General features: G+C 70.7%; 27 protein-coding genes and 1 pseudogene. 14 read left to right on the top strand and 14 right to left on the bottom strand.

From position 1 onward, the window contains the following. Positions 1-55 precede the first annotated feature (55 nt). A complete protein-coding gene (gene typA / locus F6X53_RS23845; RefSeq protein ID WP_151002975.1) occupies positions 56-1,882 on the top strand; it encodes a translational GTPase TypA in 1,827 nt (608 codons plus the stop codon). Between the two features lie 217 nt (positions 1,883-2,099). On the opposite strand, the gene F6X53_RS32595 is transcribed toward typA, so the two are convergent. From F6X53_RS32595 to F6X53_RS23875, 8 genes and pseudogenes are all read right to left on the bottom strand, one after another. Further along, positions 2,100-2,273: a hypothetical protein gene (locus F6X53_RS32595; RefSeq protein WP_191970963.1), complete on the bottom strand. Its 174-nt coding sequence runs from the start codon at positions 2,271-2,273 to the stop codon at positions 2,100-2,102. A gap of 17 nt (positions 2,274-2,290) precedes the next feature. Beyond that, a complete protein-coding gene (locus F6X53_RS23850; protein ID WP_151002977.1) occupies positions 2,291-2,605 on the bottom strand; it encodes a hypothetical protein in 315 nt (104 codons plus the stop codon). Then, the gene (locus F6X53_RS23855; protein WP_151002979.1) at positions 2,605-2,934 is read right to left on the bottom strand and encodes a hypothetical protein; all 330 of its coding nucleotides are present in this window, start codon (positions 2,932-2,934) and stop codon (positions 2,605-2,607) included. The genes F6X53_RS23850 and F6X53_RS23855 overlap by 1 nt, the downstream gene beginning before the upstream one ends. 167 nt (positions 2,935-3,101) lie before the next feature. Next, positions 3,102-4,376: pseudogene (locus F6X53_RS23860) on the bottom strand (DUF2254 domain-containing protein). Between the two features lie 121 nt (positions 4,377-4,497). Further along, complete coding sequence (gene cysK, locus F6X53_RS23865; protein ID WP_151002981.1) at positions 4,498-5,475, bottom strand: cysteine synthase A; 978 nt, start codon at positions 5,473-5,475, stop codon at positions 4,498-4,500. Between the two features lie 110 nt (positions 5,476-5,585). Then, a complete protein-coding gene (locus tag F6X53_RS23870) occupies positions 5,586-6,713 on the bottom strand; it encodes a glycosyltransferase (RefSeq protein WP_151002983.1) in 1,128 nt (375 codons plus the stop codon). A 61-nt stretch (positions 6,714-6,774) separates the two neighbouring features. Beyond that, entirely contained in the window at positions 6,775-6,948 is a 174-nt protein-coding gene (locus F6X53_RS32600) for a hypothetical protein (protein ID WP_191970964.1), read from the bottom strand. A gap of 164 nt (positions 6,949-7,112) precedes the next feature. Next, complete coding sequence (locus F6X53_RS23875; protein ID WP_151002985.1) at positions 7,113-7,616, bottom strand: META domain-containing protein; 504 nt, start codon at positions 7,614-7,616, stop codon at positions 7,113-7,115. 378 nt (positions 7,617-7,994) lie between these two features. Here F6X53_RS23875 and F6X53_RS23880 point away from each other — a divergent pair, with 378 nt between their 5' ends. After that, positions 7,995-8,318 carry a helix-turn-helix domain-containing protein gene (locus F6X53_RS23880; protein WP_373875847.1) on the top strand — a complete coding sequence of 108 codons (324 nt, stop codon included), beginning with the start codon at positions 7,995-7,997 and terminating at the stop codon, positions 8,316-8,318. Between the two features lie 38 nt (positions 8,319-8,356). Here F6X53_RS23880 and F6X53_RS23885 read toward each other — a convergent pair whose 3' ends face one another. Further along, complete coding sequence (locus F6X53_RS23885; RefSeq protein WP_151002987.1) at positions 8,357-9,592, bottom strand: NAD(P)/FAD-dependent oxidoreductase; 1,236 nt, start codon at positions 9,590-9,592, stop codon at positions 8,357-8,359. Beyond that, positions 9,589-10,533, bottom strand: coding sequence for a LysR family transcriptional regulator (locus tag F6X53_RS23890; RefSeq protein ID WP_151002989.1), 945 nt, complete (start codon positions 10,531-10,533; stop codon positions 9,589-9,591). The genes F6X53_RS23885 and F6X53_RS23890 overlap by 4 nt, the downstream gene beginning before the upstream one ends. 198 nt (positions 10,534-10,731) lie before the next feature. Between F6X53_RS23890 and F6X53_RS23895 the strand changes: the two genes are divergently transcribed. From F6X53_RS23895 to F6X53_RS23910, 4 genes are all read left to right on the top strand, one after another. After that, on the top strand, positions 10,732-11,790 hold the full coding sequence (locus F6X53_RS23895; RefSeq protein ID WP_151002991.1) for a class 1 fructose-bisphosphatase: 1,059 nt from the start codon (positions 10,732-10,734) through the stop codon (positions 11,788-11,790). Between the two features lie 45 nt (positions 11,791-11,835). Beyond that, positions 11,836-12,696 (top strand): phosphoribulokinase, encoded by an 861-nt coding sequence (locus tag F6X53_RS23900; protein WP_151002993.1) that lies wholly within the window; start codon positions 11,836-11,838, stop codon positions 12,694-12,696. 202 nt (positions 12,697-12,898) lie between these two features. After that, entirely contained in the window at positions 12,899-13,591 is a 693-nt protein-coding gene (gene rpe, locus F6X53_RS23905) for a ribulose-phosphate 3-epimerase (protein ID WP_151002995.1), read from the top strand. After that, positions 13,585-14,334 carry an HAD-IA family hydrolase gene (locus tag F6X53_RS23910; RefSeq protein ID WP_151002997.1) on the top strand — a complete coding sequence of 250 codons (750 nt, stop codon included), beginning with the start codon at positions 13,585-13,587 and terminating at the stop codon, positions 14,332-14,334. The genes rpe and F6X53_RS23910 overlap by 7 nt, the downstream gene beginning before the upstream one ends. 4 nt (positions 14,335-14,338) lie before the next feature. Here the strand turns inward: F6X53_RS23910 and F6X53_RS23915 are convergent, their stop codons facing one another. Beyond that, entirely contained in the window at positions 14,339-14,536 is a 198-nt protein-coding gene (locus tag F6X53_RS23915) for a hypothetical protein (protein WP_151002999.1), read from the bottom strand. Positions 14,537-14,710: 174 nt separating this feature from the next. Between F6X53_RS23915 and F6X53_RS23920 the strand changes: the two genes are divergently transcribed. From F6X53_RS23920 to F6X53_RS23935, 4 genes are all read left to right on the top strand, one after another. Further along, positions 14,711-15,457 carry a YebC/PmpR family DNA-binding transcriptional regulator gene (locus F6X53_RS23920; RefSeq protein ID WP_151003001.1) on the top strand — a complete coding sequence of 249 codons (747 nt, stop codon included), beginning with the start codon at positions 14,711-14,713 and terminating at the stop codon, positions 15,455-15,457. A gap of 876 nt (positions 15,458-16,333) precedes the next feature. Beyond that, positions 16,334-16,999, top strand: coding sequence for a TadE/TadG family type IV pilus assembly protein (locus F6X53_RS23925; protein WP_238296013.1), 666 nt, complete (start codon positions 16,334-16,336; stop codon positions 16,997-16,999). Continuing rightward, on the top strand, positions 16,996-17,622 hold the full coding sequence (locus tag F6X53_RS23930; protein WP_238296014.1) for a TadE/TadG family type IV pilus assembly protein: 627 nt from the start codon (positions 16,996-16,998) through the stop codon (positions 17,620-17,622). Before F6X53_RS23925 ends, F6X53_RS23930 begins: the two co-directional genes overlap by 4 nt. Before the next feature lie 43 nt (positions 17,623-17,665). Continuing rightward, a complete protein-coding gene (locus F6X53_RS23935) occupies positions 17,666-18,961 on the top strand; it encodes a TadE/TadG family type IV pilus assembly protein (RefSeq protein ID WP_151003003.1) in 1,296 nt (431 codons plus the stop codon). Between the two features lie 118 nt (positions 18,962-19,079). Here F6X53_RS23935 and F6X53_RS23940 read toward each other — a convergent pair whose 3' ends face one another. Then, complete coding sequence (locus F6X53_RS23940; protein WP_151003005.1) at positions 19,080-20,489, bottom strand: TAXI family TRAP transporter solute-binding subunit; 1,410 nt, start codon at positions 20,487-20,489, stop codon at positions 19,080-19,082. 132 nt (positions 20,490-20,621) lie between these two features. Then, entirely contained in the window at positions 20,622-21,905 is a 1,284-nt protein-coding gene (locus F6X53_RS23945; RefSeq protein ID WP_151003007.1) for a nucleotide disphospho-sugar-binding domain-containing protein, read from the bottom strand. A 247-nt stretch (positions 21,906-22,152) separates the two neighbouring features. Here F6X53_RS23945 and ruvC point away from each other — a divergent pair, with 247 nt between their 5' ends. Beyond that, entirely contained in the window at positions 22,153-22,719 is a 567-nt protein-coding gene (gene ruvC / locus F6X53_RS23950) for a crossover junction endodeoxyribonuclease RuvC (protein ID WP_151003010.1), read from the top strand. Between the two features lie 8 nt (positions 22,720-22,727). Here ruvC and F6X53_RS23955 read toward each other — a convergent pair whose 3' ends face one another. Next, complete coding sequence (locus F6X53_RS23955; RefSeq protein WP_151003011.1) at positions 22,728-23,384, bottom strand: YceI family protein; 657 nt, start codon at positions 23,382-23,384, stop codon at positions 22,728-22,730. A gap of 246 nt (positions 23,385-23,630) precedes the next feature. Between F6X53_RS23955 and ruvA the strand changes: the two genes are divergently transcribed. From ruvA to bfr, 3 genes are all read left to right on the top strand, one after another. After that, positions 23,631-24,248: a Holliday junction branch migration protein RuvA gene (gene ruvA / locus F6X53_RS23960; protein WP_151003013.1), complete on the top strand. Its 618-nt coding sequence runs from the start codon at positions 23,631-23,633 to the stop codon at positions 24,246-24,248. Between the two features lie 282 nt (positions 24,249-24,530). Further along, a complete protein-coding gene (locus tag F6X53_RS23965; protein ID WP_151003015.1) occupies positions 24,531-24,788 on the top strand; it encodes a (2Fe-2S)-binding protein in 258 nt (85 codons plus the stop codon). A 59-nt stretch (positions 24,789-24,847) separates the two neighbouring features. Next, entirely contained in the window at positions 24,848-25,345 is a 498-nt protein-coding gene (gene bfr, locus F6X53_RS23970) for a bacterioferritin (protein ID WP_151003017.1), read from the top strand. Positions 25,346-25,542: the final 197 nt, after the last annotated feature.

The raw sequence follows: 25,542 nt of genomic DNA on the forward strand, positions 1-25,542 counted from the left end.
CGGCCGCAACCCCGCGGCTCGCGGCGTGACGGGTTCTTTTCGCTTCGGATATCCCATGAAGCTGCGCAATATCGCCATCATCGCCCACGTCGACCACGGCAAGACGACGCTCGTCGACAAGCTGCTCCAGCAATCCGGCACCTTCCGCGAGAACCAGCGGGTCGAGGAGCGGGCGATGGACTCGAACGACCTCGAGAAGGAGCGCGGCATCACGATCCTGGCCAAGGCGACCTCGGTCGTCTGGAAGGACACGCGCATCAACATCGTCGATACGCCCGGTCACGCCGATTTCGGCGGTGAGGTGGAGCGCATCCTCTCGATGGTCGACGGTGTCGTGGTGCTCGTCGACGCGGCCGAAGGCCCGATGCCGCAGACCAAGTTCGTGGTGTCGAAGGCGTTGAAGATCGGCCTGCGCCCGATCGTGGCGGTCAACAAGGTCGACCGTCCGGACGCGCGCATCAACGAAGTCGTCAACGAGGTCTTCGACCTGTTCGCGGCTCTCGACGCCACCGACGAGCAGCTCGATTTCCCGATCCTCTACGGTTCCGGCCGCAACGGCTGGATGGCGACGGCGCCCGACGGCTCGCAGGCGGATGGCCTCGCCCCGATGTTCGACCTCGTCCTGCAGCACGTGCCCCCGGCCAAGACCGAAGAGGGCCCGTTCCGGATGCTCGGCACGCTGCTCGAGGCGAACCCGTTCCTCGGCCGCATCGTCACGGGCCGCATCGCCGCCGGCACGGTCAAGCCGAACCAGTCGATCAAGGTCCTCGACCGCGACGGCAAGGTCGTGGAGACCGGCCGCGTCTCGAAGATCCTTGCCTTCCGGGGCCTGGAGCGCCAGCCGATCGATGTCGGCGAGGCCGGCGACATCGTTTCCATCGCGGGCCTCGTGAAGGGTACCGTGGCGGACACCTTCTGCGATCCGCAGGTCGATACCCCGATCCAGGCTCAGCCGATCGATCCGCCCACCGTGACCATGTCCTTCATCGTCAACGACAGCCCGCTCGCGGGCACCGAGGGCGACAAGGTGACCAGCCGGATGATCCGCGACCGCCTGTTCAAGGAGGCCGAGGGCAACGTCACGCTCAAGATCGAGGAGGCGGCCGACAAGGACAGCTTCTACGTCTCGGGCCGCGGCGAATTGCAGCTCGCGATCCTGATCGAGACGATGCGCCGCGAAGGCTTCGAGATCGCGGTCTCGCGCCCCCGCGTGGTCCTGTCGAAGGACGAGAATGGCGAGATCCTGGAGCCCATCGAAGAGGTCGTGATCGACGTCGACGAGGAATATTCCGGCGTCGTCGTGCAGAAGATGTCGGAGCGCAAGGCCGACATGCTCGAGATGCGCCCGTCCGGCGGAGATCGCCTTCGGCTCGTCTTCCATGCGCCCACCCGCGGCCTCATCGGTTATCAGGGCGAGCTGATGACCGACACCCGCGGCACCGCGATCATGAACCGGCTGTTCAAGGCCTACGAGCCCTTCAAGGGCGAGATCGCCGGCCGCCGCAACGGCGTGCTGATCTCGAACGACAAGGGCGAAGCCGTCGCCTACGCCATGTGGAACCTCGAGGATCGCGGCCCGATGATGATCGAGCCCGGCTGGAAGGTCTATCAGGGCATGATCATCGGCGAGCACAACCGCGAGAATGATCTCGAGGTGAACGTGCTCAAGGGTAAGAAGCTGACGAACATCCGCACCACCTCGAAGGACGAGGCCGTCCGCCTCACGCCGCCGATCCGCATGACGCTGGAGAAGTCGCTGGCCTGGATCCAGGACGACGAGCTCGTCGAGGTGACGCCGAAATCGATTCGGCTGCGCAAGACGCATCTCGACCCTAATGATCGCAAGCGCTTCGAGCGCTCGAAGGAATCCCTGGGAGCCTGAACGCGCTCAGCACCGGGCACGGATGGGACAGGGCCGAGCATCATTGCCCGGCCCTTTCTCGTTCCGGAGCCTCCGGCCCCGTCGGTCCGTAGACATCCTGCCAGGCCACCCACGGGATCGCTCGCGCCGGTTCCGGCGAGATCCGGATCGGCGCCTTCCCGTGACGTCAGCCGCGGCCACCCGTCGTTCTGGCGCGGGTCCTGAAGCCCGGGGGCCCCTAACCGCTGCCGGGGTCCGTCTCGTCGTCCTGCGACGCACCGCCTCGCGGGCCGAGGCCAGGCTTTCCCTCGGTCTTCTCGTTCGGATCCATCACGGCATCAGGCGCCGTGTTGGCGGGTTTCTTCCCGGGGGCGGGCGCCTGCTCCTCGGTTCGATCCGTCCTGTCGCTCATCGTCGCTCCTCGTCGCCTCAGCGTGCCTTCCGCTCGGCCTTCGACAAACCATCCGCCACGGTCTCGCCGGCCCGGGGTCCATGCGAGGCCTTCTGGTCGGAATGACCGGCCGAGGAGCCGCCCAAGGCCGGCGGGTTGCGGCCGGGTTCGCCGCCCGCCGCGTCCCAGCCCTCGTTGCGGTCGCCATCGGTGCGCCCGCCGGAGCCCATGCGCGTCATCTCAGCCTGCTGCGCTGTCTGGCGGCCACCCCCCGCGGCTGGACCACCGGGCGTGCCGACATCCTCATCGGGCTTGCGGGTGACGGTCCCGGTCGGGACGTTGTCCTTGGCCATCACCGCTTCCCGTCATCCTGGCCGACGGCAGCGGTCGCACGGTCGATCGCGTCCTTCGCCTTGGTGTCGGGCTGCGAGGCGTCGCCGATGTGGCGCAGGTTCTCAGGGGGCGTCTCGGCTTCGGTCTCGTCCGTGGCGTCCTGACGCGGCATGTCGCTTGCCAGCCGGGCCGTCTCGGCCTCGCCGGAGGGATCGCCCTTCAGATCGGCTTGCGTTCGCGAGGGCACGCCGACGTCGAGGGGAGATTCACCGCCGAGATCCTGCCCGTTGCGATCGGTATAGGCATCGAACTGCTTCAGCGACGGCCTGTCGCGATTCTGTTCCGTCATGGCTGTTCCTCCTGATGTGGCGGGACAACCGAGTCCGGAGCAACGAGGTTGCGTGGCCTCGGCGACGTGAAGCCGTCCGCCGCCGAGGCTTTCAGCCGATGCGGTGCACGCTCGCCTCCGCCGCGGAGCCCGCGCAAGCCCGGGTGCAGGCGTCCGGTACGGCCGCTTCAATCCTTCGGAATGCCTGAGGAAATCGCGCCATCGTGGCGCGCGGCCGTAATCATGGCGCGGTCCTCCGCGAAGGTCAGGGTCGAGAGCGCTCGGGCGAGGGCCAGATCGGCGTGCCGCGTGGCGGCCTGCGCGACATCCTGGGCGCCCAGCGTCGCGAGGGCGGCTAGACCCTTCTGAAGGCGGATCCCGACCTCGACGATCCCGGCCCCGTCCCGGGCGATCGGCTGGAGGCCGTCGACGAAGAGATCGTCGGCGGTGATTTCCGGCACGTAGAGACGGCGATGGCAATGCGCCTCCGGCTCCTCCCGACGCAGGTCGTGCCACAGGGTCAGGACCCGCACCAGGGCGCCGATCACCTCGATGGCGGTGCCCGAATCGTTGATGGCCGAGGACAGGGCCCGGGACCCGACCTCGGCCAGGACGATCACCCCGAAGCGCGGATCGTCTTAGAACATACGCCTGTCGCCGATCACGAAGGCCAGGGCCATGGACCGCCGGACCTCGTCGTCGGCTTCCCCGACGATCTCGGCGAGCAGATGCCCGCGATGCACGAAGCTGCCCGGAAGCACGGCCAGGTGCAGCACCAGCCCGTTGGCCTCCGCGAGGTCGTCGAGCGCACCGGCATCCACATGCTGGACGTAGCCGGTCTGCGTGGCTCTCAGCGGCGCCGCCCCGGCGGGCGCCGGGCGCCACGGCAGGCCGCCGAGCGTAGGGGCCTTGGCGCGACGCCGGATCGCCGCGTCCGCGGCGGCCTCGATGGCGCCGATCGTCTCGCCGATGCGGCCGAGGCGGGCGAGGGCGTCGATCCAGCGCACGAGCGTCGCCACCACCAGCGCCAGCACCGCCAGGGTGATGCCGAACAGGATCACCCGACCCTGCTCGCCGTAGACGGAGGTCCTGAGGGCGATCAGCCCGACGACGCTGTAGAGGAACGCCCCGATGAAGCTCGCGAGCGCCGTCTGAGCGCTGCGATCCTGCATCAGCAGGTTGGCCGCACGCGGCGTCACGTTGCTGTCGGCGGCGCCATAGGCCTGGACCATGGTCGCGAGCGAGAAGGTGGCCACGGGCAGCATGCTGCTCGCGAGCACCGACAGGATCTGATGAACCGCCTCGGAGCCGATCGAGCCCGCGAGGTTCGGCGGCACCAGGGGCGCGAAGAAGGCCGAGGCCAGGGCCGCCAGCACGGCCGCGAGGCTGTACAGGGCGACCCGCAGCCAGGGCCGGCGCGAGACGGCGCGCAGCCGGTAGAGCCAGTTGGCGGAGCTGGGCACGCGGAGCGGCTTCCGGGCGAGGACCGCGCAGGCGGCCAGAGAGGCTCCGGCTCCAGGGCGGCCGGCGGGCGACGACGCGCGGTGAGCGGACCCGGCGGGACGCGCCGGGTCCGCGAAGCGATCAGATCCCTTCGAACAGGGCCGAGGAGATGTAGCGCTCGGCAAACGAGCAGGCGACCGTGACGATGCGCTTGCCCTTGAATTCGGGCCGGCTCGCAAGTTCGAGGGCCGCCGCGACGTTGCCGCCGGTCGAGATGCCGCCCGGGATGCCTTCCAGGCGTCCGAGGAGGCGCGCCGTCTCGAAGGCCGTCTGGTTCGAGACCGTGATGACCTCGTCGATCACCTCGCGATCGAGGATGCCCGGGATGAAGCCCGCGCCGATGCCCTGGATCTTGTGCGGGCCGGGCTGGCCGCCCGAGAGCACCGGGGAATCCTCCGGCTCGACGGCTACGACCTTGAGGTTCGGCAGACGGGGCTTGAGCACCTGGCCGACGCCCGTGATGGTGCCGCCCGTGCCGACGCCGGCCACGAAGGCGTCGAGCTGTCCCTGCGTGTCGTTCCAGATCTCCTCGGCCGTCGTCTTGCGGTGGATCTCGGGATTCGCCGGGTTCTCGAATTGCTGCGGCATCACCGCGCCCGGGATCTCCTTGAGGAGTTCCTCGGCCTTGGCGATCGCGCCCTTCATGCCCTGCGGGCCGGGGGTGAGGGCGAGCTCGGCGCCCAGGAAGGCCAGCATCTTGCGGCGCTCCAGGGACATCGTCTCGGGCATGACCAGGATGAGGCGGTAGCCCCGGGCGGCGGCCACGAAGGCGAGCGCGATGCCGGTATTGCCGGAGGTCGGCTCGACCAGGGTGCCGCCGGGCTTCAGGCGCCCGGAGGCCTCCAGCGCGTCGATCATGTTGACGCCGATCCGGTCCTTGACGCTCGCGATCGGATTGAAGAACTCGAGCTTCAGCAGGATCTCGGCATCGATCCCGCGCTCCTGGGGCAGCCGGTTGAGGCGCACGAGGGGCGTGTTGCCGATGGTCTCTGTGATCGAGCCGAAGACGCGGCCGTAGCCGGGCTTGCCGGAATGGGACGAAACAGCGGAATCGGCCATGGAAGTCTCCTGAGCGGCAGGTTTCGTGATCGACGCCGCGAACGTGCGGCGGATGCCGTCAGCGGTCACGCCTAGCCGATATCCCGGATCTCGTCGAGGTATCTTCTAATTCACGAAGTTGTTCTGTTGATTGCGGTATCGGCGATCTCTGCGCCTGCGTCGCGCCAAGTCGTGAGGAAGCGTCGGGCCATGGATGCGACGCTGAAGGCCTCGCGCATGCGCGCGCTCGCCTGCGCGCCCACCTGCGCGCGCTCCGCAGGCGCGAGGGCACCGAGGGTTCCAAGCGCGCGCGCGAGGGCGTCGGGATCGCCCGGCGGCACCAGCCATCCAAGCCCGCCGAGGATCAGACCGGCATCGCCGACCGCGGTGGCGACGGGCGCGAGGCCGGCCGCCATCCCTTCCGCGAGGGCGTTCGAGAAGCCCTCGCCGAAGCGGGAGGAGGACACCACGATATCGCCCGCCGCGTTGATCCGCTCGGGATCGTCGCAGCGGCCGAGGGCGCGGACATGGGGGGGCAGGCGCAAGGTCTCGGTGCCGGCGCCGACGAGGACGAGGGCGATCTCGGGCACGCGCGCGGCGGCGGCGAGCAGGGTCGCGTGGTCCTTCATCGGGTCGAGCCGGGCGGCGTGCACCGCCACCACGGCGTCCGGGGCCAGGCCGAGCTCGTCCCGGACGGCGGCCCGCGCGGCGGGGTCGGGCCGGAACCGGGCGGTGTCGATGCCGTTCGGGATCACCGCGAGGCGGCGCGGGCGGTACCCCTGCGCCCGGTGGAAATCCGCCCCCGCCTGGCTGTTCGAGACCACGAGGCCCGGCCAGCCGGAGAGGCGGGCGCCGAGCGCCAGGAGGCGCCCGTACCGGGCATGGTCGATGTCCGAGTTGCGCAGGCCCCAGGCGAGCAGCGTGGTGCAGGGCGCCCCGGCGAGGCGGTGCGCGAGGGCCGCAAACAGGTCCCCGTGATAGAGCCAGCCCTGCAGCACGGCGGGCTTCAGGCGCCGGACGAGCCGGGCCAGGGCCAGCACGGTCAGGCCGGAGCCGACGAGGCCGCCGGGCGCGAGGACGTGAACTGTCACGCCGATCCGCTCCAGAACGGGCTGGTTCGGCCCGCCCTCGGTCAGGCTGACCACGTGCTGGGGCAGCCCCTGCGCGGCGAGGGCGCGGCAGAGCGCGACCAGCATCGTCTCGGCCCCCCCGGTGCGCAGGCCCGAGATGACGTGGAGGATGGGGCGCGGAGGATTCATGCCGGGTCCGCAGCAGGCCGGGTCGGGGCGGGAGAACGCCGCCGCGACGGACGGTCCGGGCTCAGAGCCCGAAGAGCCGCGCGGAGAGCACCAGCAGGGTCGCGAAGAGGGCGGAGCCGGCCGCGATCCGGATGGCTCCGGGGTGGAAGCTCTCGGGTGCGGTGTAGCGCATGTCGTCCTGCGCGTCGCGCCGAAGCGCCGTGCCGCCTGCCCGAAACCCGATTCGCTGAAGCATGCCCGCCTCGTTCCTGATCCGGGACGAAGCAAAGAGCCGGGCGGTTCAAGGCAGGGTAAACCCGGCAGGCAAACCCGGGAGCGTGGTCAACGGGCGCTTAAAGCGCGCGGATGCGCGTATTCAGATGCGCGCCGCCACGGCTTCGGGCGGCGCGCCGGCGATCCTCAGAGGGCGCGGTCGAAGCGGATCTCGCCGTTCGGGCTCTTGATGACGAGCTGCGAGCCGACGAGGTCCCATTGCGCGGCCGTGCGCAGGGCGACGAAGAAGGCCTGCTCGACGCTCTGGAGGCTCTTGTCGCAGGACTTCTTGGTCAGCGCGAGGGGACCCACCGCGAGGTGCTGCTCGCGGAGCGGGAAGGCCGTGGCCGCGAAGGTGTTGCAGCCGCCGTAGCCGCGGGCGCGGTACTGCTTGTCGATGATGAAGCTCGGCCGGTCGGCGCCCCCGAACGGCTTGCCGTTCAGGGTCACGGCAGTCCAGGTCGAATCGAGGGGGAAGATCTTCTCCTGCGGCTTGGCCGCCGGGATGTACTGCTTCTTCTCCTCCTCGCCCTCGGGCCGGCGGTTCTTCTTGCCGAAGCCCGACATGCCCTGAGCCTGCGCCTGCGTGGCCGCGGTCACCGCCCCGGCCGCCACGGCGCAGACCAACGCGGCGATCAGTGTCGCTCTCATCGTCTGGTCCCTTGATGTGTCCGCATCGCGTCGATCCTGATTCCGGGCTCGCGGCGATGCGCGAGAGCTTCGGCTGCACGCCGACGATCTCGGCGCTGTCCAGCGGGACCTTGAGTCCGTGGCGTGCAGCAGCGCCAATCGGATAAGATTTCAGCACAAATATGGTCAAGACCGGATGAAGGTGGGTTTTCCCGCGATTCCCGGGGAAATCGGCGGGTGAAGCCTTGCCGAGGGGCCGACCCGCGGCGCAGGTCGGGGCGATTCCCGCAGCCGCCGCGGGATCCTCGCGGGCGGATCCCGGAAACGATCGGCCACCCCCGTCGTTGTCGTCTGGGCGCCTGCCGGAGCGGCGGCGTGCAGGATCGAGGAGAGATCGGTTTGACGGGATCGGACGAGGGCGTGCAGAGCGGGTGGACGTCGGCCCCGATGAGCCCGGCGCAGTCGCGGGCGGCCCGCGGGCTCCTCGGCTGGTCGGAGGCCGACCTCGCCGCCAAGGTCGGCCTCGGCGAGGCCTTCGTGCGCGATTTCGAGGCCGGCCGCGGCGATCCGGCCTCCGGGCAGATCGAGGCCCTGCGCAGCGCGCTCATCGCGGCCGGGGCCGTCTTCAGCAACGGCGATTCGCCCGGCGTTCGGCTGGAGCGGCGCAGCGCCCCCGACGAGGGGACGCGGGCGGACGACCTCACCACCGAGAACGACCGCTGAGATTCAGGCCGGGATCACGCCGGCCTCAGCCCGGCCCCTCACGTCGGTCTCATGGCCAGGGCCTTGATGTCGAAGTCCGGATCGGCGGCCTGTTCGGGGCTCAGCGGCGTGCCGGCGGCGAGGAGGCGGCGGGCGACCATGTGGTCGGCGGCCCGGTTCACTGACTCGACGCCGCTGAGGGCACCACCCCGGAAGCGGAACACCGAGAAGGCCTCGCCGGAACCGCGCGTCACGCTCGCGTCCTCCGGTGCCGTCAGGCCGGCGATCTGGAGCTTGTGGCGGCCCTGGTCGCTCCAGAACCAGGGGACGGCCGCGTAGGCGGCGGGCCGGCCGGTGAGCCGGGCCGCGAGGCTGCGCCCCTGGTCGACGGCGTTCTGCACCGACTCGATGCGCACCGATCCGTCCGGCGAGAGGCCCTGCGCGAAGGGACTCGGGAAGCGGGCGCAATCGCCGATCGCCGAGATCGCGGGATCGTCCGTGGACAGGAGCGTGTCGACCCGGATCCCGTCCGCGACCGCGAGCCCGGCCTCCTCGGCGAGTTCCTGGTTCGGCCGGACCCCGATGCCGACGAGGACGAGGTCGGCCGCGACCCGCTCGCCACCCGCGAGGCGCAGGCCCGTCGCCCGGCCATTCTCGCCCTCGATCGCCTCGACCCCGGCCTCGAAGGCGAAGCGCACCCCGAGCGCCTCGTGGGCGGCGCGGAAGAAGGCGCCCATCGCGGCCGAGACGGCCCGCGCCATCGGCCGGGCGGTGGCCTCCACGACCGTCACGGCGATGCCGCGGGCGGCGGCGACCGCGGCGAATTCGAGCCCGATGAAGCCCGCCCCGACGACCGTGATGCGCCCGGCGGTCGCGATATCGGCCTTGAGCCGGTCCGCATCGGCGAGGCCGCGCAATTGGCGCACCCCGTCGAGATCGGCCCCCGGCACCGGCAAGGCCCGGTTGCGCGCCCCCGTGGCGAGGACGAGGTGGTCGTAGGCGAGGCTCTCGCCGTCGCCGAGGCGCAGGCGCCGTGCCGCCCGGTCGATGCCGGCCGCGCGGGTGTCGGCCCGGAGGGTGATGCGGTGCTCGGCGAGGTAGCTCGCCGGCCGCAGGCTGAGGGCGTCGGCATCCGACTTGCCGGCCAGATAGGCCTTGGAGAGGGGAGGGCGCTGGTAGGGCAGGCCCGGCTCGTCGCCCACGAGGGTGATCGGCTCGGCCCACCCCGCCTCCCGCAGGGACGCCGCGGCCTGGAAGCCCGCCTGGCCGGCGCCGACGACGACGATGCCGCTCATGATGCCCGTGCCTCCAGGGCCGCGGCGGCGTCGACGCCGGGCAGCCAGCGGGCCCCGTCCTGCATCAGGTACTCCCAGAAGGCCTGGGCGGCCGGGCCCAGCACCTTGTCGGCGCGGCGCACCGCGTACCAGTCCCGCCGGATCGGCAGGCCCTGCACGTCGAGGAGCACGAGGCGCCCGCTCTCCACCTCCGCCGCCACCGTGTGGGCGGACAGGAGCGCGATGCCGAGGCCCGCCATCACGGCCTGCTTGATCGTCTCGTTCGAGCCGGAATCGATCCCGAGCCTGGCCCGCTTGATGATCACCCCGTTCATGAATTCCTCGAACACCGTGCGGGTGCCCGAGCCCTCCTCGCGGACCAGGAAGGATTCCTCCGACAGATCCGCCCGGGTCAGACCCTTGCGGCCGATCAGGGGATTCGACGGCGCCGCGATCAGCACCAGCGGGTGCGGCCCGAAGATCTCCGCCTCGATCGCGAAGTCGCGCGGCGGGCGGCCCATGATGGCGAAATCGATCTCGTAGTTGCGCAAGGCTTCCACCGTGCTGCCGCGATTGCCCACGGAGAGGTTGATCTCGACGCCGGGATGCCGGCGCACGAACCCTGCGATCACCTGCGGGGCGAAGTACTTGGCCGTCGAGACCACGCCCATCGTCACGCGGCCGCCCGCGCCGCCCTTGAGGGTGCGCAACCGGTCGGTGCAGGTTTCCAGCACCGTGTTGATGCTGTCGATCGCCCACAGCATTTCGCGCCCGGCATCCGTGGGTTTCAGCCCCGTCGGCGTCCGGTCGAACAGGAGCAGGCCCGCCTCCTCCTCCAGCTGGCGGATGCGGGCGTAGAGGGCGGCGGAGGTGACGTTCAGCTCCTGCGCGGCCCGGGTCATGGTCCCGAGCCGGGCAACGGCAGCTACCGCCTGGAGTTGTTTCAGGGACAGGTTACGCATGCGAGTTTTCTAGTTTTTTTGCGATTGGCCGCAAGTTTTTTTAGAAATCTTTCCCGCCGGAAATGCACGCCACTGGCGCTCCGGCGTGGCCGGGCGGTATCATGCGGCGGCCGTCACGGGTATGGGCTCGTGCCCGGACGGGATGGACCGGCGCGGCGCGCGAAGGCGGCCCGCAGGCAGAGGAAGGACAGGAAGCCGATGGCGACGGGATCTCTGACGATCGGGTCTCGGCTCGATGCGTGTCTGGCGCAGAGCGTCGCTGACCGGGCCGACCTCAAGGACGTGGCGAGCGTCGTCGCGGCGATCGCGGCGGCGGCGATCGACATCAGCGAGGTGATCGGCCGGGGCGCCCTCGGGGGCGACCTGGCGGCGACGGGCGAGCAGAACAGCGACGGCGACGTCCAGAAGGCCCTCGACGTCATCGCCCACAAGCGCGTCACCGAGGCGCTGCAGGGGGCGCCGGTGGCCGAGGTCGCCTCCGAGGAGGCCGAGGGCGTGATGCATCTCAACCCGGGCGCGCCGCTCGTGGTCGCGATCGATCCCCTCGACGGCTCGTCGAATATCGGCGTCAACATGGCGGTCGGCACCATCTTCGGCATCCGGCCGGCGGTGCAGGATCCTGCCGACCCGATCGCCTCCTTCACGACCCCCGGCACCGCGCAGCGCGCGGCGGGCTTCGTCACCTACGGCCCGGCCACCGCCCTGATCCTGACCCTCGGCGAGGGCACACAGGTCTACGTCCTCGACCGCGACGTGCGGGCCTTCCGGCTCACCCATGCGAGCCTCGACGTGCCGGTCTCGGCCAAGGAATACGCCATCAACGCCTCGAATGCGCGCCACTGGGACGGGCCGATCAAGGCCTTCATCGAGGATTGCCTCGCGGGGGCCGACGGGCCGCGGGACAAGGACTTCAACATGCGTTGGCTCGGCTCGCTGGTGGCCGACGCGCAGCGGGTGCTCATGCGCGGCGGCGTGTTCCTGTATCCGGGCGACGGCCGCAAGGGCTACGCGCAGGGCCGCCTGCGCCTCCTCTACGAGGCGGCGCCCATCGCCATGCTGATGGAGCAGGCGGGCGCGGGCGCCACCGACGGCGAGCGCCGCATCCTCGACATCGCGGCGACCGGGATCCACGAGCGGGTGCCGCTGGTGTTCGGCTCGCAGGAGGAGGTCGCCTGCGTCGCCAAGTATTACGGGGGCCGCAACCACGCCGCCACGCGCTCGCCGCTCTTCGGCCAGCGCGGGCTGATGCGCGGCTAGGCGGGGCGCTCCGCGCCGCCGGTCGCAACCATGTCCGTTTGAATCATGTCCGCGCGTCATCCCATCATCTCGGTGACCGGCTCCTCGGGGGCCGGCACCACCTCGGTCCGCAACACCTTCGAGCAGATCTTCCGGCGCGAGGACGTCAGCGCCGTCTATATCGAGGGCGACGCCTTCCACGCCTTCGACCGCGACACGATGCGCAAGATGATGGCCGAGGAGCCGACGCTCAGCCATTTCGCGCCCCGCGCCAACCTGCTTCCGGAGCTCGAGGAGGTGTTCCGCACCTACGGCGAATCCGGCCGTGGGCGCACGCGGCACTACGCCCACGACGCGGCGGATGCGGCCCGCTACGGCACCCCCCCGGGGACGTTCTCCCCCTGGGAGGCGTTCCCGGAGGCCTCGGACCTCCTGTTCTACGAGGGCCTGCACGGCTGCGTCGTCGACGCTTGCGTGGATCTCGCCCGCTACGCCGACCTGAAGATCGGCGTGGTGCCGGTGATCAACCTCGAATGGATCCAGAAGCTGCACCGGGACCGCTCGTACCGGGGCTACTCGACGGAGGCGGTCACCGACGTGATCATGCGGCGGATGCCCGATTACGTGCAGACGATCTGCCCGCAATTCTCCTGGACGGACATCAACTTCCAGCGGGTCCCCACCGTCGACACCTCCAATCCCTTCATCGCCCGCTGGATCCCGACGGCCGACGAATCGATGGTGGTGATCCGCTTCAAGGACCCGAAGGGCATCGATTTCTCCTATCTCGTCTCCATGATCCACGACAGCTTCATGAGCCGGGCGAACTCCATCGTGATCCCGGGCGGCAAGCTCGACCTCGCCATGCAGCTCATCCTCACGCCGATCATCATGCAACTGGTGGAGCGCCGGCGCCGGCTCGCCTGACCGGCGGGCCGGGGCCTCGGGCGACCAGTCCATACCCGAATGTCGAATGTCCTGTCGCGAGGGGACGTTCGACACTATATCGCGGCGCGGCCGGCACGGTTCGCGCAAGGCTCCACGGCGCAAGACATTACGGCGCAAGACAGCGGACACCGGGCGGCACGGCCCGAGGCGTCCCGCGGCACGTCATCACGGTCAGGATCCCATGAAGAGCCCCCTCATCGCCCCCTCGATCCTCTCGGCCGATTTCGCCAAGCTCGGCGAGGAGGTTCGGGCGATCGACGCGGCCGGCGCCGACTGGATCCATCTCGACGTGATGGACGGGCATTTCGTGCCGAACCTCACCTTCGGGCCTCCCGTCATCAAGGCCCTGCGGGGGCACACGGCGAAGCCCTTCGACGTGCACCTGATGATCGCTCCGGCCGATCCCTACCTGGCGGCCTTCGCGGAAGCCGGCGCCGACACGATCACGGTCCATGTCGAGGCGGGCGCCCACAGCCACCGCTCGCTCCAGACCATCCGGGCCATGGGCAAGCGCGCCGGCCTCGCCCTCAATCCCGGCACCCCGGCCGCCGCGGTCGAGCCTCTGATCGACATGGTCGATCTGGTGCTGGTGATGACGGTGAATCCGGGCTTCGGCGGCCAGAGCTTCCTCGGCAGCGCCCTCGAGACGGTCGCGCGGATCCGCGCCATGGCGGCGGGGCGCGACATCGACATCGAGGTCGATGGCGGCATCGGCCCCGAGACGGCGGCGCGGGCGTCCGCGGCCGGCGCCACCGTGTTCGTGGCCGGCAACGCCGTCTTCCACGAGGGGCCGGGCCATTACGCCCGCCACATCGCGGCGATCCGGGAGGGCGCGGCGGCCGCGCAGGGAGGCGGGGCCGCCCTGTCATGTTGAGGGCCCTGATCTTCGACGTCGACGGGACGCTCGCCGAGACCGAGGACCTGCACCGGCAGGCCTTCAACGCCGCCTTCGGGCGGCTCGGCCTGCCCTGGCACTGGGCGCCGCCCGTCTATGCCGACCTGCTCCGGGTGATGGGCGGCAAGGAGCGGCTCGCCCACTACATCGAGACCTGCCATCCGGGCGAGGCCGGGGCGCTGCTCGCGCGCCTCCCCGAGATCCACGGCCTGAAGACCGAACTCTACGGCGACCTCGTGGAGAGCGGGGCGCTCGGCCTGCGGCCCGGCATCGCCCGCCTCGTGGCCGAGGCCCGCGCGGCGGGGGTGAAGCTCGCGGTCGCCACCACCACGAGCCGCCCGAATGTCGACCGGCTGCTCGCGGTCAACTTCCCGCCGGGCGACGCGCCCTTCGACGTGATCGCGTCGGGCGACGAGGCCCCGCGCAAGAAGCCGGCCTCCGACATCTTCGACCTCGCGATCCGGCGCCTCGACGTCGCGCCCGCCGAGGCCGTCGCGTTCGAGGATTCCGCCGCCGGCATCCGCTCGGCACTGGATGCCGGGCTGCCCGTCCTCGCCACCCGCAGCGCCTATACCGAGAGCCACCGCCTCGACGGCGCCTTCTCGGCGATCTCCGATCTCGGCGAGCCCGGCCGCCCCCACCGCCAAATCGCGGGTGTCGCCTGGCCCGGCGGCGTCGTGACGCTCGCAGCGCTCCGGGCCTGGCACGCGGCCCGGGGCTGAGGTCTCAGCCGCCCGCCTCGTCGGCCCGGGCGCTGCGCCCGGATCGCCCTTCTGCCTTCCGGGGGAAGAGCGTCGCCCCCGCGGCCAGGCCGAGCGCCAGGGTGAGGCCGAGCCTGAGCCAGCGCGGACCCGGCGTGATTTTGGCGCGGGGCCCCTCTCGGGTTGCGTCCGTCCGGTCCGGGTCGATCGTCGCGTTCCGCATCGTGGCGTCTCCGGTTGTCCTGCGGGCGTTCGGCCGGGGCGGGCCGCGGACCCGCGTTGCCTCCCGGCGGGGCGCCGGCCTATAACCCCGCCATCCCAACGCGGCGACGTCGAGGATCGAGCCCCGGGGCGGGGCCGCGATTTCCGTCGCGACACAAACCCACAGGGTCACGCCATGGCCGGCCATTCCCAGTTCAAGAACATCATGCACCGCAAGGGCCGGGTGGATGCGGTCCGCTCGAAGCTCTTCGGCAAGCTCGCCCGCGAGATCACGGTGGCGGCCAAGCTCGGCACGCCCGACCCGGCGATGAACCCGCGCCTGCGCGCCGCCGTCCTGGCGGCCCGCGCCGAGAACATGCCCAAGGACAATATCGAGCGCGCCATCAAGAAGGCGACCGGCGGCGAGGGCGAGAGCTACGAGGAGATCCGCTACGAGGGCTACGGCCCGGGCGGCGCCGCTCTCATCGTCGAGGCCCAGACCGACAACCGCAACCGCACCGCCTCCGACGTGCGCTCGGCCTTCACCAAGTCCGGCGGCAGCCTCGCCGAGACCGGCGCCGTCGCCTTCATGTTCGACCGGGTCGGCATCGTGGCGTTCCCGGCCCCGGTGGCCGATGCCGACACCATGCTGGAGGCCGCGATCGAGGCCGGCGCCGACGACGTGCGCTCGAGCGAGGACGGCCACGAGGTCACCTGCGCCCAGGAGGCCTTCGGCGAGGTCTCGAAGGCGCTGGAGGCCCGCTTCGGCGAGCCGAGCCGCACCGGCCTCGTCTGGAAGGCCCAGAACACCATCGAGGTCGACGACGAGACCGGCGAGAAGCTGGTGCGCCTCGTCGAGGTGATCGAGGATCAGGACGACGTCCAGAACGTCTACGTCAACTTCGCCCTCTCGGATGCCCTGATGGCGAAGCTCGAGGCCTGAGGCCGCGCGCGCCTCCCCGGCGCCCACGCGTTCCGGCCCCCGCGAGCCGCAGGCTCCGGGGGCATGGCCCAGTTCCGTCGCGCCGTGAGGGGGACGCGGGACGCCGCGAGGCCACTCAGGGAAACGTGTGTTTGCCGGTCTCCCGGCGTCCCGCGGCGGGGGCGCTCCTGCCTCCGCCGGTCCAACGTCGCGGTGTCTCCGACGCCTCTCGACCTGCGCTATCGATCCTGCGGGTCGCGTATCGCCCCCGAGGAGATCCGAACGAGCTTTCCTCGCACGCCGCCTCGTCTTGGGCGGCGCCGCAGTTTCTTCCCGTGCCCCCCAGAACAGGGTCGGGAGCCGAGGCATTTCCTCCGCCGGTCCCCCGCCGCAATCCGAGCCGGCGTTGCGTCGAGCCGCCGCCCGGGGCGATGGCGACCGAAGCCACCGACGCGGGCACCGCCCCACCACCCCAACCCGCCCGGTCGGTCACCGGACGAGCCCCCGTCGAGACGGGCGGCAGGTCTGGGCAAGTGATCATAGAATAGGATTTTTGTCAAGTTTTTTGCGACGTGGCGCCGGGCTGCCGCTCGCCGGGGATCGGAATGGGGCCCCCCGGATCGGTCAGGCCCGGGTCGATTGCGATGTTCCTGTGGATCGCGATGCCCCTGCGGCGCCCTCAGCCGCCACCAGGACGCGTGAGAAGCGCGGAATCTATTCAGAAGATCAAAAACTCAGCCAACCTGGAAAGGAATCTTCAAGGCCCTGGCTCTAAAGCAGTCTTGTACAGCTTCAACGGGCTGCCGCCGCATCAATGCGATCAGAGATCGCAATCATGCGGCGCCGGACGAAGCTCAGAATCGTTCCGCCGGCCTGCGGCCGGCGCCGTATGGACCCGTGAAGCGCATCGCGACCGAGCCGATGTCGAGCCTCCCAAAAATCCCCGCGGCGCCTCCCGGCTGCCGCCCGCCACGCCCGCTTCTCCGGGCCCGGCGCTTCCTGCGCGCCGAGCGCGGCTCGGCCGCGGTCGAGTTCAGCCTCGTCGTCATCCCGTTCCTGAGCCTTCTCTGCGCGACCCTCGAAGTCGCGGTTGGGGGATGGGCCGAGGACATGCTGCAACAGGCGGTCGCGGAGGCCGGGCGCCAGATCTATACGGGCCGCTTCCAGGCCAACACGGCCACGACGAGCGGGGCGGCCAACCTCCTGACGGCGTTCCGGACGGAGCTGTGCAAGGAGAACGGCCAGACGCGCAGGACGCTCTTCACCTGCGCCAACGTGCGGCTCAACATCACGCAGGTCGACGAATTCGACAAGGTCGCGCTGGTTTCCCCGACCGTCACCAGCAGGACCGGGGTGAACAACTGGAATCCGTCCTTCGGCGGTTCCTACGCCTGCGGCAAGAACGGCGGCATCGTCATCATCCAGGCCGCCGTCGACTTCCCGGTCTTCTTCAGCCAGTGGTCCCCCGGCTTCGTGACGCTCGCGGGCGCCAAGCGCGTCCTGCAGGCCGCAACCGTGTTCCGGGTCGAGCCCTACGACTCGACGAAGGTCTGCACCTCGTGAGGCCGCAGCGCGCGATCCGCCTCCTCGGGGGCGTCCGGCGCCGTGCCCGCGCCTTCGCGACCCGATCGCACGGGATCGCGTCCCTGGAATTCGCCCTGATCCTGCCGTTCCTCCTCATCGCATATTTCGGCACGGTCGAGACGATGCGGGCGATCGACAACAGCCGCCGGTTCAACCAGTTCGCCCGAACCATCGCGGATCTCAGCGGCCGTACGAGCGTGTCGTCGATGGACACCATCTTCAACGCGTCCGCGGCGATCCTGCAGCCCTTCGACACGCGGGACGTGGCGATCGTGGTCAGCGCCATGGGGGTCGAGGCGATCGGCGGCCAACTCTTCGGCGGCGTCTGTTCCAGCGTCGCGACGACCAACGCGACGCCGCGCACGCGCCTGGACCTGACCGGCACCAAGGGGATTCCGGCCGTTCCGCTGACCTTCCAGTCCGACGGAGCCCGCTACATCCTGGCTGAAGTCAGCATGCCGTACGTGCCGCTGGTCGGCTCGAAGATCTACCGCATGATCTTCGGCACGACGTCCCTGGTCTTCAGCCAGCAGGTCGCCTGGGCCGAGCGGACCGATACCGAGATCGTCATGCCGGGGGGCGCGAAATGCCCGATTTTCTGACCTGGCCGTTCGGCCGTCCCAACCGCGATGGCGGAGACCTGCGATGACCGCTCTCGTGAAGCTCGGGCAAGCTCTGCGCCGCCTCTCCGCGGACCGGAGCGGACAGATCGCCCTCATCTTCGGCCTCATGCTGGTGCCGATGCTCTTCGCCTCGGGCGCCGCGATCGATTACAGCCGGCGCAACGCCGCGAAGGTCCGCCTGGACGCGGCCCTGGATGCCGCGGTCCTGGCCGTGATGAGCCAGAAATCGAACACCATCGACGCCGCGACCCTGACCAACATGGAGCGTCAGTTCCGCGCCGAGGCCGCCAAGATCCCGGGCGTGACCCTGACCTCGTTCGTTCCCAATCCCCTGACGACGGTCACGTCGTTGACCCTGTCCGCGACTTACGCCGCGAAGGTGAGCACCACGCTCGGCCGGTTGATGAATGTCAGCGCGCTCGCGATCAGCGGCACGGCCTCCGGGACGCGCAACATGTCCCAATACATCGATTTCTATCTGCTGCTCGACAACTCGCCCTCGATGGGCTTGGCCGCGACCGATACCGACGTCTCGAACATGAAGGCTTTGACGGGCGGCTGTGCCTTCGCCTGCCACGAGTACAAGTTCGATTCGAAGGGGAACATCAAGGGTGACGACGAGACCGATTTCTACCATGTCGCCAAGAAGAACAACATCAAGCTTCGGATCCAGGTGCTGCGCGACGCGGTGATGAACCTCGTCGATACCGCCAAGGAGACCATGAGCCTGGCGCAGCAGTTCCGCATGGAGGTTTGGACCTTCAGCGACATCCAGACCAAGATCTCCGCCCTCACGACGAACCTCGACCGGACGAAGTCCGACGCCTCGCAGATCGACCTCGCCTACTCGCTCTACAACGAACCCGACAACCAGACGTCCTATGAGCGGGCGATCACGAAGATGAACAGCGTCGTGCCGACGAGCGGGAACGGGGTGACGGCCGCCTCGCCGATCCGGTTCCTGTTCTTCGTCACCGACGGCGTTCAGGATACGCCCATCGACGGCGCCGTCAGCGACCCGAGCATCGGCTACAAGATCACCAACAACCGCTTCATCGGCCCGATCAACCCGACGACCTGCCAGGCGATGAAGGACAAGGGCATCCGCATCGGGATCATCTACACGACTTACCTGCCGATCTACGACAACGGGTTCTACAATGCGAACGTCAAACCCTTCGAGACCAAGATCCCGACGCGCCTGAAAGCCTGCGCGACCGACGGACTCTTCTTCCAGGTCTCGACGGGCGGTGACATCAACGCGGCGATGCAGGCGCTCTTCCAGACCGCCGTGGCCTCGGTCCGCCTGACGAACTGACGGCGCGCTCCCGACCGAGACCAGATGCGTCCGCGGCCCGCCCGCCGCGACAGGACCGCCCGCCTCGGCTCCGGACGCGCCGATCGTGTGGAGGCAGTGCGTTCGGCGCCCTCCGCGCTCACGCGGTCGCGTCCGTGCCGGCGAGGTGGAGCCGGAGCTTGCCCGGGGCGGCCGCGGGCTCTCGCGCCGCGAGGGCCTGGCGGCAATCCGCCACCGAGGCCTTGGCGGTCTCGATCGCGATGGCGACCGCCGCCATCGTGCGGGCGTCGGGCTCGCGCGCCCGGGCGTAGCGCACCACGTCGGTGGCGAGGCGGTCGATCTCCACCGTGAGGGCCGCGAGGGCGGCGGGGTCGCCGAGCGTCCGGGCCTCCTCGATGATCGCCAGGAGCCGGTCCATCACCTCGTCGATGCGCTCGCGCCGCAGGGTCGCGAGGCGCTGGCGCAGCCAAGCGAGGGCGGAGGCGAGGCCGCCCGCCAGGGCGGCGAGCAGGTAGAGGGTGTCGCCGTAGCGGTCGATGACGCTGTGCTGCTCGCGCTCGAAGTAATCGATCGCGCCGGGATGGATCGGGATGCGGGCGCTCGTGGCCGCCGCGGTGGTCTCGTAGGCCGGCGCCAGGATGTAGTCGGCGGCATCCGTCGCCTGCCCGGCGATGGTGCGCATCTCGAACAGGTGCTGGGTGACGTCGGCGGCCGCGACCCGGCCCAGGGAGGCGCGGGCCATCAGCCGGTAGGAGGCGCCCACCGTCTTCACGTCGTCGTCCGGCAGCTTGGGCTGGCCGCCGAACAGGCCGCCCGGGATGGTGACCGCCTGGAGCTTGGGGAAGCGCTCGATGATGGCGTCGTCCTCGGCCACCGCGATGAAATCCACCTTGCCGCTCCGGCTGACGGACTGGACCGCCGCGACGAGTTCGAGGGCCTTGGGCGCCGAGGGGGCGATGATGCTCGCGAAGGCGTCGATCTGCCGGCCGCGCAGCGCCGCCGCGAGGGCGTCCTGGTCCACCGGGACGAGGCGCACGCCCCGGGGCGGGACCGGGCCGGCGGCCGTGTCGAGCGTCAGGCCGTAATAGCCGAGGAGGTTCTGCAGGAGGCGCAGATCCGCCTCCTTGTGCGCGGCGATGCCGAGGCGCTTGCCCGCGAGCTTGGGGAAGCTCCTGATCCCGGAGGCCTCCGGCGAGGCGATGATCATCGCCTGGTCGCGCAGGATCGCCAGGGTGAGGCCGTTCGTCGGCAGCGCCACGTCCGGCCGCACCACCGCGAGGTCGGCGCGGCCATCCTGCAGGGCGGCCGCGCTCTCCCGCACGTCGTCGAAGGACAGGATCTTCAGGCGGATGCCGGCGCGGTCGGCGTCGAGCCCGTCCGCGTAGGCCTTGATCAGCTCCGGCTCCGTCCCGTCCCGCGGGGCGACCGCGATGGTCAGCACCGTGGCCTGCAGGCCGTACCAGGCGAGCGCCGTCCCGGCGGCGAGGATCAGCGCCCCACCCCCCAGGAGCGTCTCGCGCCTGAACAGCCAACGCGGCCAGCTCGCCATGGCGGGGTCGGGGCTCCGGAGCGCGGGAGCGCGCTCCCGTCACAACGGCGCCACGGGCCTGGCGGTGCCCGGACCCGCTCTACACGTTTGCGTATGGGGCGTGAGGCACCCGGCTCCGCAGGGCGCGCCGCCTCAGGCCGCGGCCGGATGCGCCAGGGCGCCGGCCGCCCCGTCGATGACGGCCAGGATCTCCCGCGGCGTGTCGTGGCGGGCGAAATCGAGCGCGAGGGCGCGGGCCCGGGCGCGGAAGCCCGGATCGGCCAGAACGGTCTCGGCGGCGGCCCGGATCGCGTCCGGCCCGGGGGCGTTGGCGGCGAGGTTGAGCCCCGCCCCCGACCAGGCGATGCGGGCGCCGATCTCGGCCTTGTCCTCGGTGACGCCCGCCGAGACCATCGGCACCCCCGAGGCCAGCGCCTGGGTGACGCTGCCGTAGCCCCCGTTGGTGATGAAGAGGTCGAGCTTCGGCATCAGGGCCCCGAAGGGCAGGAAGGGGGCGACCCGGGCATTGGCCGGGATCGGGCCGCTGAGGGCCTCGACCGGGCGCCCGCCGGTCGAGGCGACCACCAGGAGGTCGTCCCGGTGCGCGAGCGCCGCGAGCGTCGGCTCGAGAAGCTCGCCGAGATCGCCGTTGGCGAGCGTCCCCTGCGTCACCAGGACGACGCGGCGGTCGTCGTCGAGCTCCGGCCACCAATCCGGCCGCGGCGTCTCGGCGGCGGGGAGCGGCAGCGCCCCGACGAAGTGCAGGCGCTCGGGCAGGGCGCCCTCCGGGTACTCGAAGGCCTGTACCGTCGGCTGGATCAGGGCGTCGGGCAGGATCAGGATCGACTGCGTCAGGGAGGCCGGGAGGGGCCGGGCGCCGAGGCGCGCCAGGACCGCGTCCGCGTAGGCCCGCACCGGGTTGACGAAGGCCGCGTCCGCCGCCGCCCCGAAGGCGATGTAGCGGGCCCGCTCGGCCGCGTCCCGGGACGGGGGCAGGCCGGGCCCGAGCGGCGCCCCGTCGGCCCGGTCGCGGAACAGGAAGCTCACGTTGTAGCCGACGATGGGCGGGCGCGGCGCCTCCGAGAGCAGCAGCGGCAATACGCCGAGGAACATCGTGCCGGCCACGATCACGTCCGGCCGCTCCTCCGTGATCAGCCTCCGCAGGGCCGCCGCCTGGACCGGGATCGGGTCGACGAAGCGGCGCTCGAACTCGCGCCGGGAGCGCTCTGGGCCGGCGGGCAGCTCGGTGGCGCGGTATTCCGGCGCGTCGTCGTCGGCATAGGCCACGCAGCGGAAGCCCGCCGCCGCGACCCGCGCCGCGAAGGCGCGGGCGGTCGTCACCACCACCTCGTCGCCGCGCGCCTGGGCGAGGCGCGCGAGGGCGAGCAGCGGGTTGAGGTGGCCGGTGAGCGGGGTCGCGGCGAGGAGGAGTTTCATCTCAGGGCCTCCGGATCGGGAGCGCCGCCGGCGCGGAGCCGGGGCGATGTCCTGAGAGTTCGGAGCGCGCCCGCTCGCGTTACAGGGGCGGGCCGCCGCTGCGTGCGCTGCAGCACGTTGGCGCCGGCGCGCTCCCGCCGCGGCGGCCCGCGCTTGGTGAAACCCCTCGTTCACGCTATGTCCTTATGGCTCCGGGAGAGGCGCGGGGAAACGCGCCGCGTTCCGCACTCCCGTTCAGGCAGGGCCCATGAGCATTCCCGTCCGCATCCTCGGGATCGATCCGGGCCTGCGCCGCACCGGCTGGGGCGTCGTCGCCGCCACCGGCACCAAGCTCGCCTACGTGGATTGCGGCGTCGTCACCTCGGACGGGGACCTGCCCCTGGCTCTGCGCCTGCGCGAGCTCTACGAGGGCATCACCCGCATCGTCGAGGCCTTCCGGCCGGACGAGGTCTCGGTGGAGGAGACCTTCGTCAACAAGGACGCGCAGGCGACGCTGAAGCTCGGCCATGCCCGCGCGATGGCACTGCTCGTGCCCGCCCTCGCGGGGGTGCCGGTCTACGAATACGCCGCCAACCTCATCAAGAAGACGGTGGCGGGCTCGGGCCACGCCGAGAAGACCCAGATCCAGGCCATGGTGAAGTTCCTGCTGCCCAAGGCCGAGTTCAAGCTCGCCGACGCGGCCGACGCCCTCGCCATCGCGATCACCCACAACAGCCACCGGGGCGCCCACGCCCTGCGGCGCGACCACCTGCACCCGGCCGGCGCCACCGGCCCGGGCGCGGCCCGGATCGCGGCGGCGCTCGCGCGCCGCTGAGCGGGCGGTTACTCCACCGCCTTGAACTCGCCCTCGAGGCGCAGCGAGACCTCGTCGCCGAGGAGCGGCAGGAAGGCGCTGATGCCGAAATCGGAGCGCTTGATCACGGCGCGCCCGTCGAAACCCACCGTGTATTGCTTGTCGACGGGGCTGATCCCGGCCTGGTTGAAGTTGGCGTCGAAGGCCACCGGCTTCGTCACGCCCTTCAGCGTCAGGTCGCCGGTGACCCGGGCGGTGGTCGGGCTCGTCGGCTCCACCGCGGTCGCGGTGAAGATCGCCTTGGGGAATCTGGCGGCGTCGAAGAAGTCCGGCGACTTCAGGTGCTGGTTCAGCTGGTCGTTGAGGCCGTTGACGCTGTCGATGCCGATCGTGACCGTGAGGCGGGACTTCGCCGGGTCCTTCGGGTCGATCTGCGCCGTGCCCGCCACGTCCGTGATGCCGCCGTAATAGGTCGAGAAGCCGAGATGGCTCACCGACCACGTGATTTTGCCATGCGCCGGATCGAGCCGGTAGGCGCCCGGGCGCACCTGGGTCGGGTCGGTGGAAGGGGCGATGGAAGGGGCGGCGGGGGCCGCCGCGGGCGGGGTGCCGGATTCGGCGGCCGCCAGGGGTCCGGCGGCCAGCAGCAGGAGGGAGAGGGCGAGGGTCGGCGCGGTCTGGCGCATCGGGCTCATTTCGTCGCGTGTGGCGGGCGCTCCCTCGATGTCACGAAGCCGGAGCCGCCTCAAGGCGGGCCGGCCGCGCCCGGGCGACACCGGACGGGTTCTGCCGGGTCCCCGCCGGCCGGTCCCCGGATCGGGCGGCCGTCTCGGCCAAGTCCCTGCGATCCCGGGCGGCCGTGTCGGCCGCATGGCCTTCGCCCGCGCGGCCCTGTAGGCAGGCCCGGACGGGGCGGAGGCGGGTGAGGCGCGATGATCGGCAAGCTCAGGGGCGTGGTGGATTCCTTCGGGGAGGATTTCGTAATCCTCGACGTGCAGGGCGTCGGCTACGTGGTGCATTGCTCGGCCCGCACCCTGCAGCGCCTGCCGAAGCCCGGCGAGGCCGCGGAACTCGCCATCGAGACCCATGTGCGCGAGGACATGATCCGCCTCTACGGCTTCCGCTCGGACCCGGAGCGGGAATGGTTCCGGCTGCTCCAGACCGTGCAGGGGGTCGGCTCCCGCGTCGCCCTCGGGGTGCTCTCGGTGCTGGAGCCGGACGCCCTGGCGAACGCCATCGCGACCGGCGACAAGGGCGCGGTGGCACGCGCCCCCGGCGTCGGCCCGCGCCTCGCCGCTCGCCTCGTGGCCGAGCTCAAGGACAAGGCCCCCGCCTACGCCCCCATCGACCCGGCCCTGATCGCCCTCACGGACGCGGTCGCGGACCGCACCGCGCCCGGCCCCGTGGCGGATGCGGTCTCGGCGCTGGTCAATCTCGGCTACCCGCAGGTCCAGGCCGCGACCGCGGTCGCGGCCGCCCTGAAATCGGCCGGCGAGGGCGCCGAGGCCAAGACCCTGATCCGGCTGGGGCTGCGCGAGCTCGCCCGCTGAGCGCGATCCCCGGCTCTGCCCGCTCCGCCGCGCCCGGAGGCCAACGGCCGCACGCGACTGAATTGTGCGCGTGCGCCTGGGATGCCAGGTTGCCAAACCGCCTGCGCGGGGCTAAGTTGTTGATAGTAATGTAGTTTTCAAGAGTTCTAATCTAGCAGACAAGCTGGTGTGGGGCTTCGCGTTTTCGCTCCCGCATCCCGATCCCTCACCGGCCGGACGGGCCTTGCCCGCACGGTCGCCCCTCCTCCTGCGGCGTGATCCACGCGCGAGTTGCGGCCCCGAATGATCGTCTGTTCCTGCAACGTCCTGTCCGACGGCGCCGTGCGCGCCTGCCTCCAAGATGGCCCGGCCTGTCCGCGCACGCCCGCGCAGGTCTATGCCTGCCTGGGCTGCAGCCCGAAATGCGGGCGCTGCGCCCGCACGATCCGGTCGATCATGCAGAAGGCCCTCGACGAGGCCGGGCATTCCTGCTCCAGCGCTTGCGCAAGCAGCTGTACTCTGGTCAAGGTCCAAACTGCGGAGGAGGGGATCGCCGCCTGAGCGCGCAGACCGCGCCGGCCCTCCCTTCCGGCTGACATGTGCCGCAGGGAGACGGACCGATGAAGGGTGATGCGAAGGTTGTCGAGTACCTCAACCGAGGACTTCGCAGCGAGCTGACGGCGGTCAGCCAGTACTGGCTCCACTTCCGCATGCTGAACGATTGGGGCTACATCGACCTTGCCAAGTTCTGGCGCAAGGAATCGATCGAGGAAATGAACCACGCGGATCGCTTCGTCGACCGCATCCTCTTCCTCGAAGGCTTCCCCAACCTCCAGGAACTCGATCCGCTGCGGATCGGCCAGAACGTCCAGGAGATCATCGAGTGCGATCTCGCCGCCGAGAACGAGGCGCGCGCGCTCTATCTCGAAGCGGCCAAGTACTGCGACTCGATCAACGACCGGGTGTCCAAGATCCTGTTCGAGGACCTCGCCACGGACGAGGAAGGGCATATCGACTTCCTCGAGACCCAGCTCGAGCTGATCAAGCAGATCGGCCTGCCCCTCTACGCCCAGCGCCATATCGGCGGCCTCGAGAAGATCGAGCCCGAGGTCGCGTGAGGCCGGTCGCGCGGCGCTTCGACTTCCGACGCCGCGCGCGCTAGGAGGGCGGGCTCATGAGCAAGCCCCCTAGACCGTCCTCCCCCAGGCCCTCCGCCAAGCGTGCCTCCTCCGGGCCAGCGGGCGCGCCGTCGGCGCCGACGCTTCTGAGCCCGGAGAGCCGTCCGGAGGATCTGGATCAGTCGATCCGGCCCCTG

Source organism: Methylobacterium soli, assembly GCF_008806385.1.
GTDB lineage: Bacteria > Pseudomonadota > Alphaproteobacteria > Rhizobiales > Beijerinckiaceae > Methylobacterium > Methylobacterium soli.